We start from the raw sequence: 17,165 nt of genomic DNA on the forward strand, positions 1-17,165 counted from the left end.
GCGGGACTTCGATTCTTGTCATTAGGCCTGCCCAAGTCAAGCCATCTATGAGATTTATTTTCATAAATTGACAGGAACGCACAAAAAAACGCGTGAAATGCCAAAAACTGACAAGAAAATGGATGGCTGACAGTAAAAACTGGCAGCCATGACCTCAGGCGGAGGGGCTAATCAGCAGATCAAAACCTTCGAAGTGCTTGAGCAGTGGCTTCCAGTTTCCGCGACGCTGAGCAAAAACCTGATCAGCCATATGCCGAATACCCGAAACATTTGGCAGTGGCAGGCCCTGCTCAACAATGACTTTCATCTTCGGCAGGAAGATCCACTGCACCCACAGTTCAAAATCGAGCCGGTCGACGCTGAACGGCTCCTGGCTGGACAAGTCGTACTCCGTAGGCACCTTGTCGCTCCACAACCCCTGCGTGCGCATTTCCTGCTCGATGAGCAACAAGAACCCGGCGACTTCAGGAGTACGGGAATCCATGACCATCAGAGGCTGACCTTGGCTTTTTGACGGGCCAGTGCAGCGCCTGCAGCATCGCCCTGTTTCTCACGCGCCTGGGCAATCAAGCCCCACAGGCTGGCCTGCAGGTCCGGACGACCATTGGCGAACGTCAAACCGCGACGGGCAAACTGCTCCGCCTGAGCGGCGTCACCTTGTGCCATCCGCACTTGCGCCAAGCGATAGAGTACTTGCGGCTCCCGAGGCGCCACGCGCTGAGCACGCTCAAGACTCGACGAAGCGCCATTCAAGTCACCGCTCGATTGTTGCTGCTGAGCAGTGGTAAGCAACGCCAGCACTGGACCATCCAGCTGCTCGTCGGCAGCCAGAACGCCGCTACTGCTCGATGGAATTCCGCTTGGCGTAATCGGCGCCGGAGCGCTGTACGTATTACCCGGTGTATAGCTGCCCGTGCTGATGGGCGCTGCCGCCGGGCCAGGCGTAATCGGTCCGGGCGTGAACGGCTGGGTGCTGATCGGCGTAGATACGCTTGCAGCGCCACCCGGGATCATCACGACAACGCCCGAGTCCTCGGTAATCGTGCGCGCCTGAGTAGCACGCGGCGCAGTGGCCTGTGGGTAGTTTCCAGTCGTACGCTGGGCCGAAACTCGTTCGTTATTCGACACCGCCACACCAGAATCGACCACAGGGATCGAACCCTGAGGCACGCTGGCACAACCATTGAGCAAAGCCAGGGCTGAAACAGCCGCAATCCACAACTTATTCACGTAAAACCCTCTTTGCTTAATTCAACCAGCCCTTGACCCAATCCATCACGGCCTCACCTGAAGCAGGCGCCTGCCCGCCACAACTGGTCCCCGCTGGCGGCTCACTGCCGCGAATATACGGCATCTGTACCGCGCCAGGGCAGCTGGCGTCAGATCCTTGACCCGTATGCGGATCAATCCAGGCCTGAACAATGTTATCGGGCTGAGGCATATCGAGCGGCAGCGGGTCAGCTTTCTTCATAAAGCTGGTCCACACTTGCAGAGCACCGGTTGCGCCGGTAAACGGCGTTTTGCCGTTGTCGTCGCGACCCAGCCAGACCACTGCCAGCAAGTCCTGACTAAAACCTGCGAACCAGCTGTCACGCGAATCGTTACTGGTACCGGTCTTGCCTGCCAACGCAAGATTCCTGGGCAGTACGTTATAAACCGAACGCCCCGTACCTTCGCGCATTACATGCTGCATCGCATTCTGGATCAGGAAGATAGAACCCGGATCGAAGCGTTGCTGGATCTGGAACGGATAGCGCTTGAGTGGCTCGCCTTCTGCTGTCAGTACACTGCGAATCCCGCGCATCGGCGTATTAAAGCCGCCGTTGGCCAAGGTCTGATACATGGTCGCCACTTCCATCGGGCTCAATGCACCGGCACCCAGCAACATGGACGGGAACGCCGGGAACTGACGCTCAACCCCCAGTCGCGCCAAGGTCTTGAGCACATTAGGCACGCCGACTTCCTGCCCCAGTCTTACAGTACCCAGGTTGTAGGAGTTCATCATCGACTGGTAGAGGAAAACCGTGCCATGAGAACGCCGGTCATAGTTCTGAGGCTTCCAGACCTGACCGTCCGCGCCTTTGATCGACAACGGATCATCTGACAGCCAACTGGTCAGCGTGTACTGACTCGGCCGCTCAAGCGCCGTGAGATACACCGCAGGCTTGATCAACGAACCGATGGGCCGTACCGCATCCAGGGCACGGTTAAAACCTGCAAAGCGCGGTGCACGGCTGCCGATCAGGGCCTGAACCTCACCGGTTTCGGGATTCGTGACCACCATTGCGGCTTCCACTTCATCCGAACCCTTACGCCCGGTCAGACGCTTGAAGGTCTCACCCATTGCGGCTTCAGACTTCATCTGCAGGATCGGGTCGAAGCTGGTAAAAATCCTCAACCCCTCTTCGGTCAAGTCTTCATCTCGATAATCTTCACGTAACTGACGCTTTACCAGATCCAGAAAACCCGGAAACGAGCTGTCTGCCAGACTGCCACGCGTGGTCACGCCCAGTGGCATTTTCTTGGCAGCAGCCACTTGCTCAGGCGTTGCAACACCTTGCTGCTCAAGCAAGTCGAGTACCAGATTACGGCGAACAAGCGCTCGCTCAGGGTAGCGTCGCGGATTGTAGGCAGATGGCCCTTTGACCATGCCTACCAGCAGCGCCACTTGATGCAACTTGAGCTCGGCCAGCGGCTGGCTGAAGAAGAACTGACTGGCCAGGCCAAAGCCATGAACAGCCCGTTGACCGTCTTGACCTACAAACACTTCGTTGAGATACGCCTCAAGGATTTCGCGCTTGTCGTAATGCATCTCAAGCAACAAGGCCATCATCGCTTCAGTCAACTTGCGGCTCAGACTGCGCTCGTTGGTCAGGTAGAAGTTCTTGACCAACTGCTGGGTCAATGTACTGCCGCCCTGACGCATTTGCCCGGCCGAGGTATTGACCCACATGGCACGTGCGATCGACTTTGGCGACACGCCAAAGTGATGATAAAAATCGCGATCCTCTACCGTTACCAGCGTCTCAAGCAGAAACGGCGGCACTTGATCGATATTGATCAGAATCCGGTCTTCGAGGTTTTTCGGATAGAGGCCACCGATCAGCAACGGCTCAAGGCGCACCACAGGCAGCTTGGAACCATTGGTCGATGACAGCTCTGCTACATAGTCACCAGAAAAACGTACACGTACCGGCTGTGCCTGTTCAGCACCTTCATAAAACTGGAAGCCACGGGTATTGAGGTCGACCGTGTTGCCATTGACTGCTGCGGCACCAGGGCCATTTGCCACGCTTTCACGGCGGTAGCCCAGCGCATCGAGCTCCGTGAGGAAGTCATTCTTGCTCAGCTTCTGGCCGACGAACAGCTCCAGCGGCCGGGCATAAACCTTGGCCGGGATGGTCCAGCGCTTGCCGGAGAACTTCTCCTGCACGATGGCATCCAGATAGACGGCAAAACCTGCCAGCACCACCAGACCGACCAGACTGAGCTTGATTGCCCAGCCCAGCCAGGGCCGAAGGCCGCCAGAAGGACGTTTGGAACGAGAACGAGGAGATCGGGTACGAGTCATGGCGCGAGATTATACGCACTTTATTCATGTTCATCATGCGCAGCCCGGCGGTTTGCACTCCCGCTGTCAGCCGCCATAATGGCGCATCGAATTTTCCAGACCTTGAAGGATCAACCGTGAGCCAGAACCTGATTGCCGCCCTGCAAAACCCGGACCTCTACCCCCATGAAGTCGATGGGTTTCAGGTTATCGAGACGCACATCTCCTGGGTCATCCTTACGGGGCCGTACGCCTACAAACTTAAGAAGCCCGTCAACTTTGGCTTTCTGGACTTCACCGAGCTCAGCGGTCGCGAGCACTTCTGCAATGAAGAGCTGCGCCTGAACCAGCGCCTGACCGAAGGGCTGTACCTCGAGGTCTTGCCGATCACCGGTACTGCCGAAGCGCCAGCACTGGGCGGCGAAGGCCCGGCCATCGAATATGTGCTGAAAATGCGTCAGTTCCCGCAAAGCCAGCTGCTGAGCACCTTGCAAGCCAATGGCGAACTCAACGCCGCCCATGTCGACGAAATGGCCCAGCAGATCGCCCTGTTCCACACTCAGGCGCCCCACGTTCCTGCTGAACACTACCAAGGTACTCCAGAAGCCGTGATGGATCCTGTCCGTCAGAACTTCGATCAGATTCGCCCATTTCTTTCGGACAAAGCTGACCTGCTGCAACTGGACGCGCTCCAGGCCTGGGCAGAAGCAAGCTTTACCCGCCTCAAGCCGTTGTTCGAGCAGCGCAAGGCACAGGGATTCATCCGCGAATGCCACGGTGACATTCACTTGGGCAACGCCACCATCATTGATGGCAAGGTAGTGATTTTCGACTGCATTGAATTCAACGAGCCTTTCCGCTTTACCGATGTGTATGCCGACACCGCTTTTCTGGCGATGGACCTTGAAGACCGTGGCCTTAAGTCGCTGGCTCGACGGTTTGTCAGCCAGTACCTGGAGCTGACAGGCGATTATCAGGGCCTGGAGCTGCTGAACTTCTACAAAGCCTACCGTGCACTGGTTCGCGCCAAAATCAGCCTGTTCAGCATGCCTGCAGAAGCCAGCCCTGTTCAGCGCGCGGCCACACTGCGCCAATACCGCAATTACGCCAATCTGGCGGAAAGCTACAGCACTATCCCTTCACGCTTCCTGACGATCACCCACGGTGTTTCGGCTGTAGGCAAAAGCTCAGTCGCCATGCGCCTTGTCGAGGCACTGGGGGCGATTCGTCTGCGCTCAGACGTTATCCGCAAGCAGTTGTTCGGACAGCAGACCACTGAAAACGCGGTAGGCGATGGCATTTACAATGCCGACGCCAGCACTGCTACCTACAACAAGCTGCATGAACTGGCTGGCATCGTGCTGCGTGCGGGTTTCCCCGTGGTGATCGACGCTACCTACCTCAAGCGTGAACAGCGCGATGCCGCCGCTCAAGTAGCAGAAGCCACCGGCGTGCCTTGCCTGATCCTTGACTGCACAGCGCCAGACGCCGTGATCGAAGGCTGGCTGGCCCATCGCAAGTCCATTGGCACCGACCCTTCTGACGCCACTCTGGAAGTAGTCAAGGCACAGCAAGCCAGTCGCGAAGCCCTGGGCGCCGATGAAATCCTGCGCAGCAAATGTGTTGAAACCCACAACAGCAAAAGCCTCGACACCCTGATCGCTGATATTCGCCAGCGCTTGCCAGGCCTGTAAGGATTCGCGCTAGCCGTGAAACCGCAATGGTTTCACGGCTCAATTGAGCACCGGTGAAATTGAGCGGCCTTTAGTGTTCGTACTCGCCAGCACTGCCGGTAATACAATTACGACACCCGATCCAGCACACATGCAGTGCAATGGATCATGCAGGGTTGCACCGCCTCAGACGCTCTATCCCCTACGCCCCCGCCATCTTCTGACAAAATCCTTGTTGTTCAGAGCCAATCCTTTGTTCCAAAACCGACTAACGGACTGCGGTTTTCCTACTGAGCGCTACACTTCGTAGAATCAAAATGCCCCATAAACGCTGAGCTCACGCCGTCGCAAGGAGAGCTGATGAATGATGAACTCCAGCATTTGAAAAATCTTGGGAAGACCTCAGCGCAATGGCTTCACGCTGTTGGTATTCACAGCGCCTCGGACTTGAGACGTCTGGGGGCTGTTGATGCATATCGAGCAGTAAAGGCCCGGGGCTTCAGGGCTTCTAAAGTATTGCTGTATGCGATTGAAGGAGCCTTGCTGGATGTTCACTGGAACGATATCCCCGCGCAGCGCAAAGAAGAGCTGAACCAGCAGGTGGATCACCTGGCCACGTTGAAAAAAGCCTGAAGTGACTCATTTCAAACACGCACGATGAACGGTAAAAAACAGTTGTTGACATGGTAATGAGAATTGTTATGATTACGCCATCTGGTCGCGAGACCAGTCGATCTTCTGAAAGGCCCTTGGTTCGGACTCTCAGAAAATCTCCTCATCAGGCTAATCACGGTTATTTGACCCGGCTCTTGCCGGGTCTTTTTTTGCCTGCCGAAAAGCGCCAGCCAAATGACTCACGCTACCTGCTCAGCGGGCAATCACCATCGGGCAGCCCAGCTCCGGGTGAGGCTGCACTAAAACGTCCAGACCAAAAACGGCTTTTAGCGCGTCCGGCTGCAGCACCTTTTGCGGACAATCCAGGGCTCGGGGACGTCCCTCCTCAAGCAACAACAGACGATCGCAGTAACGCGCGGCAAGATTCAGGTCATGGAGGATGATCAGTACCGCCGCTCCGCGGTCCGCGAACGCACGAATGGCCTTGAGCGTCGTGTGCTGATGCAAAGGGTCGAGCATGGAGGTCGGCTCATCAAGCAACAGGGTTTGCCCGCTTTGCCCTGGCCATAATTGCGCCAGCACCCTCGCCAGATGCACCCGTTGCCGCTCACCACCCGACAACGCCAGATAGCTGCGCCCCGCCAAGTGCTCAACGTCAGCCGCCTGCAACGCGGCGTGAATGATTTCTGAATCGCGGGTCCGACCTGTCTGATGTGGCAGTCGCCCCATACCCACTACTTCTTCAACACGAAAGGCGAAATCCAGGGTAGAGGTCTGCGGCAAGACCGCAAGACGCTGGGCCCGTTGCGCGCCCTTGAAGTTGCCCAGGACTTGCTGGTCCAGCCAGACCTGCCCCCCACTCGGAGCCAAGTCCCCGCACAACGCGGCCAGCAGTGTGCTTTTACCCGCGCCATTGGGGCCCAGCACGCCCAGCACTTCACCCGGACGTACATCAAGAGTGACATCCGCCAGCACGATTTTCCGGTCACGACGGATCTGCAGATTCTCCGCACGCAGCATCAGTGGCGACCTCGCAACAGTAAGTAGAGGAAGAACGGCGCCCCAAGGAATGCGGTAACAATCCCGATGGGCAGCTCTGCAGGTGCCAGGGCCAGTCGTGCAATCAAGTCGGCAAACAGCAGTAACGCTGCACCTGCCAGCACGGAAGCAGGTAACAGCACGCGGTGATCAGGCCCTGCCAGCAGCCGTACCAGATGCGGCACCACCAGCCCGATAAAACCAATCATCCCTGCCGCCGCCACAGCAGCGCCCACACCCAAGGCCGTGCAAAACACCAGCTCGCGCTTAAGGCCTTCGACGTCGATCCCCAGATGATTGGCCTCCGACTCTCCCAACAACAGCGCATTGAGCGCACTTGCTCGCCGAGGCAACCACAAGGCAACACCCACAGTAACAATCAACAAGGGCCACAACCGCGCGTAACTGGCGCCATTAAGACTGCCCAGATTCCAGAAAGTCAGGGTACGCAATGTCGCGTCATCTGCCAGATAGGTAAACAATCCGACCGCCGAACCGGCCAAAGCTGTCAGCGCGATCCCCGCAAGCAACATGACGGCGACATTGGTCTGACCGTTGCGCCGCCCCAGCCGATACACCAGTGCCGTTACACCCAACCCCCCGAGAAACGCGCACAGCGACAGCAAATAGGGTCCGATAAACTCTGGCAGCCCGCCAAACGCAGATCCGCCCACAATCGCAATCGCCGCACCCAAGGCTGCGCCGCTGGACACACCGACCAACCCGGGGTCGGCCAACGGGTTACGGAACAACCCCTGCATGGCGACACCTGACAACGCCAGCACACCGCCAACTGCCAACCCCAGCAATGTCCGAGGCAAACGAATCTGCCCCAGGATCAGCTCGGCCTGCTCCAGACCTTCGCCCGGTATCGGTATGCCCAGCAACCTCAGAGCCGCGCGCAGGGTGTCAAACAACGGCAAGCTCACAGGCCCCAGCGCCAGCGACAACCACGTCGCCAACAGGCACAGGGCACTCAGGCCAATAAACAATGATCGGGGTTTAACCAGGGTCCTCATGGGTTAGCCGGGGCCGCGGGATAAAAGTCTGCTGTCAGTTGCTTCAAGCTGGCTGGCAATCGTGGCCCCAGTCCACCCACCAGCAGTGTTGGGTCCAGCTCGTACACGCGGCCATTTTTAGCCGCACGGATAGACGCCAATACCGGGTTTTCCGTGAAAAAGGTAATCATATTTATTGTTACACCCCTCTATCCCCAATAAATATTGCGCGAAACGGCAGGTAACTGTTTTTCTGTTACAGGACGTTCACGTTTCAGAATAAAAATTATTCATTCTGATACTCATAGACCGCACGGTGGTTAGGTGCCGACACAGCGGGCGAGCGCAATCACGCAATAACTCCCGCAGCATTGGATGCTTGCCTGAGACCGCTAAGTGGACTTCGCCAAATAGTCAGCTCAAAGGCTGATTGGCATCAACAATTCGGAAGCGACTTTTCTCAGCATGTAGGTTTCGCGCAGAATTGATTGCCCCATCGAAGACTCGTGACGCTGCATAACGGCCTCATTGTGCACGATGGCTTCATGCAGGTTGATCCACACAGGCCGCATACCATTCGCGATTTCGTGGCTTTCCATTCTCACGGGCGCTAGCTGGGGAGCGATTTCGCATAGATAAAAATGCGAGGTCATGTGCATCAGGTCATATTCTGGTTTCCAGTAGGGCCGGTACTCCTCGATGTAACCGTAGTGCTGGAGCACCTGTATTTGACGAGCACCAGTCTCTTCCTCAAGCTCACGCTTCAGGCCTGCGACAATGTCTTCGTCACCATCAAGGCCGCCTCCAGGAAAGCTGAAATCGTTATAGCGCTCCGTGAACAGCAACAGGATCTGTTCATCCCGCATCACGATGCCGCGTGCTGCGTGTCGACGGAATACTCTGCCCTGTTTGGATTTCAGCTCGGGGTGAACAATTTCAGTTATGAGTTGCATGTGGTCTCGTTACGGCAAGATCAGTTAGTCATCGTCCAGGGTGGCCACGGTATTTCCGCAGCTCTGGAAATACTGTGGCCAGTGGAACTGGTTCAGCGAAGCAGCAATACGGGTAAAGTGGATGTTCGCAGCATCGTCGTGGTCGTGCTGCCCACCAGAAACTGCCTGATGCGTGAGTGCCCGTACGCCCCCATGACCAAGAGGTCAATGCAGTGCTCTGCCTGATACGCATGAAGTACCGACTCTACTTCGCCTGGGCGGATCTCGGCATGCACTAGCGGGCCAGAACTGGCGAGTGTGGTTCGTGCTTTCTCTAGCTCATTCTGATTTTCTTCAGAGTCCGTACCAACCATGACGATATGAATTGGCAGGCCTTCGCACAGCGGGCTTGAAGCAAGCATCTGTACGGTCTTGTGGCCTGTAGCGCTGCCGTCAAATGCCACCATGACCGTTTCAGGTTTCCTGAAATGGCTGGTTGTAATCAGGATGGGGCGGTGGATAGTTCGGACTACCGCTTCAATCTGGCTGCCAAGACTTTGGGCACTGCGCGTGCTGTCCTCTCCGACTCTTCCGATCACCAGTAATCGAATATCGTTTTGGAGATCGCTCAGGCTCTCGACTAGATGTCCATGGCGCTGCTTCAGATCAGGTGACATGGCGCCAGAGATGACTGTTCGCTCGCGAGCTTTTTCAAGCATGTGCTGTCCATGTTCCAAGGCCAGTTTTGCACGCTGCGCATCCAGCGTGGCCAACTCTTCCAGTAGATGTTCTCTGCTACCGAGGCCGATATTGCCGCTGAGGTCAGCGGATGCAGGATATTTTTCCTTATCCAGCACATGAAGCAAGGTCAGGGGAGCGCTGAGTCGTTGCGAGGCCCATGCTGCGTAATCGCAGACCGCCAATGAGGATTGTGAGTTATCAATGCATGCCATTACGTGGGTCATTGTCGTTCTCCTTAGTGGCTCATGAGCTTGTCGATGGCACCGGGTTTGTCATGCACACCGAAGCGGTCAACGATTGTTGCGCTGGCTTCATTGAGACCGAGCACTTCAACCTCAGCGCCTTCGCGGCGGAACTTGATCACGACCTTATCCAGGGCTGCGACGGCGGTGATATCCCAGAAATGCGCCTGTGTGAGATCGATGGTGACCTTGTTGAGCGCTTCCTTGAAGTCAAAAACTTCAGTGAACTTGTCCGCAGAGCTAAAGAACACCTGGCCCACGACGTGGTAAGTCCGATGCGATTCCGTCTCTTCCAGAGTGCTCTTGATATCTAGGTAGTGCCCGACCTTGTTTGCGAAGAACAGGGAGGCCAGCAGCACACCTACCAGTACGCCGTAGGCCAGGTTGTGAGTGGCCACGACGACAACGACGGTCGCCACCATGACGAGGTTGGTCGACAGCGGATGCTCTTTCAGATTACGCAAAGAATCCCAGCTAAAGGTGCCGATGGATACCATGATCATCACAGCCACGAGTGCCGCCATAGGGATTTTGGAGAGCCATTCGCCAAGAAATACCACCATCAGCAGCAGGAAAACGCCGGCACACAATGTCGAGAGACGGGTGCGGCCACCAGATTTCACGTTGATGATCGACTGGCCGATCATGGCGCAACCTGCCATGCCGCCAAGCATGCCGGCAGCGATGTTGGCCACACCCTGGCCTTTGCACTCGCGGTTCTTGTTGCTGGTGGTATCGGTAAGGTCGTCGACGATGGTCGCGGTCATCATTGATTCGAGTAGACCCACTACTGCCAACGCAGCCGAGTACGGGAAAATGATGCGCAGGGTTTCAAAATTCAGCGGAACTTCAGGCCAGAGGAAGATCGGGAGCGTATCAGGCAGTTGGCCCATGTCACCGACGGTGCGGATATCCAAACCGAGGTAAATGGCGATGGCCGTCAGCGTCAGAATGCACACCAATGGAGAGGGAATCAGCTTGCCGATTTTCGGCACATACGGAAACAGGTAGATGATTCCCAAGCCCGCAGCGGTCATGGCATAGACATGCCAGGTGACATTGGTCAGCTCAGGCAATTGCGCCATAAAAATCAGAATCGCCAATGCGTTTACGAAGCCGGTGACTACCGAGCGTGAAACAAAGCGCATCAACGAGCCAAGCTTCAGGTAGCCGGCAAGGATTTGAAGTACGCCACATAGTAGAGTCGCGGCCAGCAGGTACTGGAGTCCATGCTCTTTTACCAGCGTAACCATCAGCAGTGCCATGGCGCCTGTCGCCGCCGAGATCATTCCGGGGCGTCCGCCGACAAAGGCGATGACAGCACAGATACAGAAGGAGGCGTAGAGACCGACTTTGGGATCTACCCCGGCGATGATGGAAAAGGCGATGGCTTCCGGGATCAGCGCGAGTGCGACCACCAGCCCCGCGAGCACGTCGCCACGGACGTTGGAAAACCACGTTTGTCTAAGTTTTTGCAGCATAGAAAATATCCAAGGCAAAGCATCGCGCACGCCAAAGGAAGGCGAGCGAATCGATACAAATTCAAATTTTGAGGATTTTTTGCTGTGTGCTTAAGGTATAAAACCAGGCGTACAGCAGTACGCACCCGCGAGCGAGGCTAGCGGAAGCAGAGTGTTGCGGGGGGGCGTAGCGCTAAGGCGGCGTAGGCTGCCAGTAGATCGTTTGGAGTACAGTCATGCTGATGTTCCTGTATCTCAAGGGGTATGCGGAGCAGAAGTATACAATGAAGCCATCGTCGATTGCGACCCGCTGCCAAGCTCCACATGAGTTACGTCAGATACTGGCTTATTCAATGGGTATACCTGCGGGCAAGGCTTTGCCCTCCATTCGTTCTTGTTCGAGCTGACCTGTGCGCTGAGAAGTGAGTTGGCCAGACGGTTACGATCCGTCTAGGCATTCATCGAATCGACTTCACCTGACTTCTAGGACTGTTGATCTTAAATAGCAGATCACGGTTTACACCTTCCAATTGCTTGTTCTCCTTGGCCAGCAGAGCGTTTTGCTCCTGAAGTGCTTTCTTCTCTGTACAAAGCCGCAGATTCACGATGGCTATCCTCTTCAGATCTGCATCTCGCTCAGCCAGTATGTCACGCAACTCCTTAATCAGCAGATCTGCCCCCTGAAGGGCTTTCTCCTTCTTGACGAGCTTTTCTCGCGACTCCTTGTTGGTCTTTTGACGAATTAACTCTGCAAGGTCTGGATACCGGTTGTGTATCGTCGCATTGCTTATGCCTGCCTCTTCGGCGACGGAGGCGATACTTAGCTTACGACTCAGCTGAACCTGCTTGGGACGCCCCTTGGTAATCCTTGAGATAGCCAACTCGATTGCACGCCTTGTCTGGTCATTTCCCATGCTACACCGCCTCTACTGCTGGTATGAGACGCGATGGACGTTCTGGTAAGGAATACGGCTCAACTGGGTCTCCAAGTTCGCCTAGCACCCGCTCTGCCTCTCGCAAGTGCCTTGTGGCTCGCTCCCAGGCCGGATCGCCAAGATCTGGCCATGAGAGCACCTCAGCCTGCTGATCTCTAATGCGCCGCCATATGAGCAAGTGTCCCTGGTCGATGACACCCTCACCGCAGCCAACGCAACGAATCGCATCGTAAAGCCCCTCCCCGCCGCATCCCTTAGTCGTTGCCAAACACCAAGAGTGGCCGGTGCCACGGATAAAAACACCTTCGCCAACAGCCCTGACCAGAGCTTTAGGGTCTTTTGCTGTCTTCACCTCGGGTCTCCCTCTGAAGCGCACGATATGGTCAGCCCTACCGCCAGAAAGCTTCTGGCTCGGAGCCAGCCATCCAGAAACGATACTTACCTGCAATTCGTCCCTTTTTGACAATACAGATTCAAGAAGCGTGTCATCAAATAGCGGGTCTTTTGCATAGTGCAGAGTCATATCCATTGACCAATGTTTGAAATGGTGTCGCAGATACCGAACATCGCCAAGTACGTTCCTGGCGACAAAAACAGCAAATGTTCTCCGAAACTGGTGTGTTGCGAGCGGCCACAGTTTCTCCGGAGTTATCGTAGTACGATCAAGAACTTCACCCAAGTCATCATTCAACACCACTAGCTCAAAACGCTCTGCAACCTTTTTGAGGAGCGTATTTGTTAGTACGTTCTGTAGAAATTCAGGCCGCGTGCCAAGCGCTTTCCAGCCAAGAAAAAGGCTGCTACCCAAGAGAGTGGCATCATTGACGACTTTTGATTTTAGTCCCTCATCTTTGGCTAGTTCGTACAGATACAATCTTCTTTTACCGATGTAGGGCAGAAGAGATCTCCGCAACCCCGCTGCCACATTCACAGCCTTTTCGACGACAGGTGGAACCATCCATTTTGCAGGTTTTGGCTGCTCCTCCAGCTTGTATGTGAGCCCATGTATCCAGCAAAATTCTTCGCCATCCATATCGAATGAGCGCTCAAAGCAATTATGTTTTAACGAAATAATTTCGGAGTCCCGCATACCGCTAAACATGGCAACGACGATGTAGCAGCACGTACGCAGAATCCTGACCTCATCATCAAGATCCGTTAAAAATCGCAGTCCGTTCGCGTCAAGCAAAGACTGCATTTTAGAAAGTGCCCTTGCCCTCGCGATATCATAAGACACTGACTCTAGCGTCTGATAGGAGCTCTTCGCACCTTTTTCCAGTCTCACCCTTGCATGATACTCAGCAAGCTCCATCTCTTGTGAATAACAGGAGTGGAATGTATCCCAGATATGCAGAATTCGATCCGACTCATGCTCTATGAACTCTAAGGATTTTCGCCCGAGATCGGCATATAAGCGCTTTGGAATAATCTCAGTCCGGACATCATACATACCACCTGTACGTCGAGCCCCTGCAAGACTGAACGCAGTTTCCTCTGGCCACGGATGCTCACTCATTGGTTTTGGCAAATGAGTTCTAAAAGCGTATATCAATTCCAAAACTTCTAATAGAGCAACTTTTTGTCTCTGCTTAACAGACTTATCCGCGCCTACATATAAAGCATACGCAGCACACCGCACAGGAGTCAGCTCATCAAAGCCCGTGATGGATTGCCCGCACATCCAACGAAGAAGCGGCTTCACGTTCGTCCAGCACGAAATTAGTGTTGCTGCTTTTATGTGCTTGGTTGATCGCGGTGACTTGGCGAGCCAACGAGTATATATAAAAGACTTAGCGGCTATTAGCAAACTAGTCTCTGATTTGTCGATGGATCTCACTTCATCGGAAAGTGGATGGTCAAAATTCACATAGAGGTTTGACGTATTTTTGTTGAGAACATACGGGGAAAAGTCCCATATGTTGTCCTCATACCTAGAAAGCGGCATTGATTTACCGTTTTCGCCGGTTATGTATGTAACTGCAAGATCATTTCGATCATCAACAGCGATCTTTCTCAGGACTGCACAGGGCGGCCTGGCTACAGTTGCATTAGCACCGTTCACTCATCACCTCCAAGCAAAGTCCTATCTCGCCACATTGGATGAGGGGTAGCGAGGGCTCGGTGTTTCTCGCGCTCAACTACAACCGGATCAAAAAGGGGAGTTATATCGTTGTCGATGACACGGATCACCCACGCATAGACGGAATTCCAGCGCGATTTGCCGAGTAGCCCGCGTTCTTTGATCAGGAGCCAATAAAAACTGAACAGACGATACAGGTCTGATTCGATCACGACCTGATTTGGGCAACGAAAGCAATGGAGAAAGCGCTGACAGTTGGTGGTGCCATTTCTTGGAGCAAAACGGCCATTGATAGGATCTGAACAACGCGCAACGCCTGTATTAAGTGCTCCACTCAGTAGCAGATCAACTTTTTCGGGCTCTATGGATAGTTGAGCTGACAAGTCATCGCGAAAGCTCTGCTCATTCACCTGACCGGTCATGACGCCTTCGAGAATACGACCAACGAATTTGTGATTCCGCTCCATCTCGGGCGTGACAGCGAGGTAGTGGCTATCAGTCATCCGCGTACTATTACCCAAGAGCTGAGCCGTCTTGAACAAGTTTCCGTTGCTCAGTTGCCACATTCGCGTGGCAAAGGTTTTTCGTAGCCTCGATACGTTGACCTTCAGTAATTCTGGCAGGCCGTTCGATGCCCTTCTATCGCCAAAAATTTGATGCCGGGCCACCAGTGCAGTGGCTTGTTGGTCAATATTGGAGGCGTTGAGAGTCTTCACGCCTCTATTCCCCTTGGCGCGGTAAAGCCAGACACGATCGTGCATCGTCTTCGGTGCTAGATCTAGCAAAGGAAACGATCGGACTAGCGCTTCCCGGTACAGGGTGACCACATCGCTCGGTACCGACGCGGACTCATCATCAGTGGTGTGGTAACGAAAGGCTTGGCGGTGAATCTTGAAACCTCGACGCTTATACAACTGGAGCACGCCCATATCCGGCTTGAGAGGGTGATCGGTGATCGCATCTCTGCTCATCTCTAGTAGTGGCGTGAGATTGCGACCACTCCTGGCAGCGATCAGCAAGAGGTAAACAGTCATAGCTGCGGCCTCGCTCCCACTAGGCAAATTACCGGAGCGGATCATGTCTAAGTCCTTCAGGAGCGCTATCAGCAAGCGCTCTATCTCGCCCTGCGTGAATGCCTGATGACCAACATACGCTCTGTCGGCGTTCGGAAATGGAATTTGAGGAAACACACCGATCCCGAGTTGCCCGGCGCGAACACGGTTCATCAAGACTGTTTTTGTTGTGTTGTAGATGGCCCGCGCCGATGTGATTGAGATTGTCCCCTTACCCCTTGCTGGCTGTTGCTTCAGCCATTCCGTATAGCGTTCAACTGTGCGGGGGACTATGTCGGCGAGGCACCCTATGACGCGGCCCTTACCCGATTCAGCGTCGAGGTACTTGAACCAATAACGCATACCGGAGGCACAAAGGTTCATTACGGTCGCTTGGCTGACCCCCGACGATTGAATTTCTTGGACGGCCTCGTGTAGCTGACGTGAGAGCAATAGTCTCGTAGCTGGCTCAATCGCTTCCGGTACCGATGCCCACTGCGCGAAGTCGAACACCCTCGTTCCAACGCAAATCGACATGTCACCAGGAGTTTTTTTTGCTGTTTCAATTGAGATGATGTTTTCTGGCTGCATGCCATAGCTTTTTCTGGGTCTAGGCATGTGCATTCCCTAGCAAGTCCAACTCTTCCTGATATGTATTCAGTTCCGAGTTTTCCATGAGATCAAGACAATGAAGATAGATGCTAGTCGTTTGGACGCTGCTGTGGCCCAAGCGATCTCGAACCCATGCAAGTGCTTGCCCCATGGCCGCACGCTTCGACTGGTGGAGTAGTTCAAAAGTAGCAAAGGTATGCCTCAGCATGTGCGGAGTAACCCTGAACATAATCCGAGGTTGCTTCCCAGACCAAAGTCGTCTGTACGCATTGTTCAAGCCTTTTTCACTGAAAGGGTGACCATCTCTGTTTAAGAAGATGGGTTGAATCCCAGAGCGGCTTGCACTGCGACCAAAGTTGGCCCTGAATGCTCCCTCAGCAAAGCTCAGATAATCGAAAAGCTCCCGCATGACGTGCCAACCAATGAAGACTGTCCTAGGTTTTGAATTCTTCAGCAGCATGTCCGATGGGCTGAGATCAACACGAATGCGCTTCCGTACATCGAGCCCTGTCGGGTCAAAAACATACTTAATAGGGAATGTCCTGCATTCTTCATTGCGAAGGCCAGTTTGAAGCATCAGCACCGTCATCAATCGAAGCGTTTTGGTTGTGCATGCCTGAACCAGAAGCTTGGCTTGCTCAAGCGATAGAAGTTTAGGCGGCTCTCGGAAGACCTTGAGCCGAAGGTCGTCGCCATCTGTCATCTTGGCGGCGTGTGCATGCCTCAAAAAGCCCTGATTGTTTCCGGCAACAAATTTCGGTGAGGCATCCCAAGGAACTGAGCTAATGCGGCCTTGTTTATGCGCCCATTGATAGAACCCCATGAGGCATGTCAGCCGCTGGTTCAAAGTGCTCGGTTTTATGGCCCTTAGGCCCGTTGATGGTCTTGTCAGGGAAATTGACCAGTTCCTATACGCGGCAAGATTACTTACGGCGGATCGAGCGTGCCCCGCGACAGGGACATGAGCCCAATCGAGGGCGTTTGCCTCCAGCCATGAGAAATAGTCATACAGTGCTTCGCCGTGATTTCTCCATGTCTTGGGGCTACGCGTCTTGCCTCGTTCCAGCGCCAGATACATGAGGTAATCGTTTGCCGGCTCAACCAACTCCATTTGCCCGTTCAGCAGGAAAGGAATTCCAATATAAGCCTGGGTTAGCAGGACGAAACTGTCATCGGTGAACAGTAGCCTCATGGTTCATACCACTCATTGAGCACTGAGAGATCCTTTCTCTCTAAG

The 17,165-nt window shown here is 54.5% G+C and carries 13 protein-coding genes and 2 pseudogenes; 2 read left to right on the forward strand and 13 right to left on the reverse strand.

Annotation, left to right across the window (positions count from 1 at the left end):
* Positions 1–154 precede the first annotated feature (154 nt).
* From VSQ83_RS20105 to mrcB, 3 genes are read right to left on the reverse strand one after another with little or no spacing between them, the layout of a single operon-like run.
* Positions 155–484, reverse strand: coding sequence for a YqcC family protein (locus VSQ83_RS20105; RefSeq protein WP_219262453.1), 330 nt, complete (start codon positions 482–484; stop codon positions 155–157).
* Between the two features lie 5 nt (positions 485–489).
* Entirely contained in the window at positions 490–1,230 is a 741-nt protein-coding gene (locus tag VSQ83_RS20110) for a tetratricopeptide repeat protein (RefSeq protein WP_133078275.1), read from the reverse strand.
* Positions 1,231–1,246: 16 nt separating this feature from the next.
* Complete coding sequence (gene mrcB, locus VSQ83_RS20115) at positions 1,247–3,571, reverse strand: penicillin-binding protein 1B (RefSeq protein ID WP_219262448.1); 2,325 nt, start codon at positions 3,569–3,571, stop codon at positions 1,247–1,249.
* Between the two features lie 116 nt (positions 3,572–3,687).
* Between mrcB and VSQ83_RS20120 the strand changes: the two genes are divergently transcribed.
* Positions 3,688–5,244, forward strand: a complete 1,557-nt coding sequence (locus tag VSQ83_RS20120; protein ID WP_219262447.1) for a bifunctional aminoglycoside phosphotransferase/ATP-binding protein — start codon at positions 3,688–3,690, stop codon at positions 5,242–5,244.
* 339 nt (positions 5,245–5,583) lie between these two features.
* A complete protein-coding gene (locus tag VSQ83_RS20125) occupies positions 5,584–5,856 on the forward strand; it encodes a TfoX/Sxy family protein (RefSeq protein WP_133078278.1) in 273 nt (90 codons plus the stop codon).
* 234 nt (positions 5,857–6,090) lie between these two features.
* Here VSQ83_RS20125 and VSQ83_RS20130 read toward each other — a convergent pair.
* The 10 genes and pseudogenes from VSQ83_RS20130 to VSQ83_RS20175 all read right to left on the reverse strand — a co-directional run.
* Positions 6,091–6,810 (reverse strand): annotated as a pseudogene (locus VSQ83_RS20130) (heme ABC transporter ATP-binding protein); the annotation flags it as partial.
* A 47-nt stretch (positions 6,811–6,857) separates the two neighbouring features.
* Positions 6,858–7,841 carry a FecCD family ABC transporter permease gene (locus tag VSQ83_RS20135; protein WP_219262452.1) on the reverse strand — a complete coding sequence of 328 codons (984 nt, stop codon included), beginning with the start codon at positions 7,839–7,841 and terminating at the stop codon, positions 6,858–6,860.
* 50 nt (positions 7,842–7,891) lie between these two features.
* Positions 7,892–8,053: pseudogene (locus tag VSQ83_RS20140) on the reverse strand (hemin ABC transporter substrate-binding protein); the annotation flags it as partial.
* Positions 8,054–8,293: 240 nt separating this feature from the next.
* Entirely contained in the window at positions 8,294–8,827 is a 534-nt protein-coding gene (locus tag VSQ83_RS20145) for an NUDIX domain-containing protein (RefSeq protein ID WP_077750520.1), read from the reverse strand.
* A 92-nt stretch (positions 8,828–8,919) separates the two neighbouring features.
* Positions 8,920–9,771: a universal stress protein gene (locus VSQ83_RS20150; RefSeq protein WP_077750519.1), complete on the reverse strand. Its 852-nt coding sequence runs from the start codon at positions 9,769–9,771 to the stop codon at positions 8,920–8,922.
* 11 nt (positions 9,772–9,782) lie between these two features.
* The gene (locus VSQ83_RS20155; RefSeq protein WP_077750518.1) at positions 9,783–11,270 is read right to left on the reverse strand and encodes a SulP family inorganic anion transporter; all 1,488 of its coding nucleotides are present in this window, start codon (positions 11,268–11,270) and stop codon (positions 9,783–9,785) included.
* 437 nt (positions 11,271–11,707) lie between these two features.
* Complete coding sequence (locus tag VSQ83_RS20160; RefSeq protein WP_077750517.1) at positions 11,708–12,163, reverse strand: hypothetical protein; 456 nt, start codon at positions 12,161–12,163, stop codon at positions 11,708–11,710.
* A 1-nt stretch (position 12,164) separates the two neighbouring features.
* The gene (locus VSQ83_RS20165) at positions 12,165–14,246 is read right to left on the reverse strand and encodes a hypothetical protein (RefSeq protein WP_326427383.1); all 2,082 of its coding nucleotides are present in this window, start codon (positions 14,244–14,246) and stop codon (positions 12,165–12,167) included.
* Positions 14,243–15,934 (reverse strand): hypothetical protein, encoded by a 1,692-nt coding sequence (locus VSQ83_RS20170; RefSeq protein ID WP_077750515.1) that lies wholly within the window; start codon positions 15,932–15,934, stop codon positions 14,243–14,245. The genes VSQ83_RS20165 and VSQ83_RS20170 overlap by 4 nt, the downstream gene beginning before the upstream one ends.
* Entirely contained in the window at positions 15,927–17,120 is a 1,194-nt protein-coding gene (locus tag VSQ83_RS20175; RefSeq protein WP_077750514.1) for a tyrosine-type recombinase/integrase, read from the reverse strand. Before VSQ83_RS20175 ends, VSQ83_RS20170 begins: the two co-directional genes overlap by 8 nt.
* Between the last annotated feature and the right edge of the window lie 45 nt (positions 17,121–17,165).

The organism is Pseudomonas sp. DSV-1 (assembly GCF_035830915.1).
In the GTDB taxonomy this organism is placed as follows: Bacteria; Pseudomonadota; Gammaproteobacteria; order Pseudomonadales; family Pseudomonadaceae; genus Aquipseudomonas.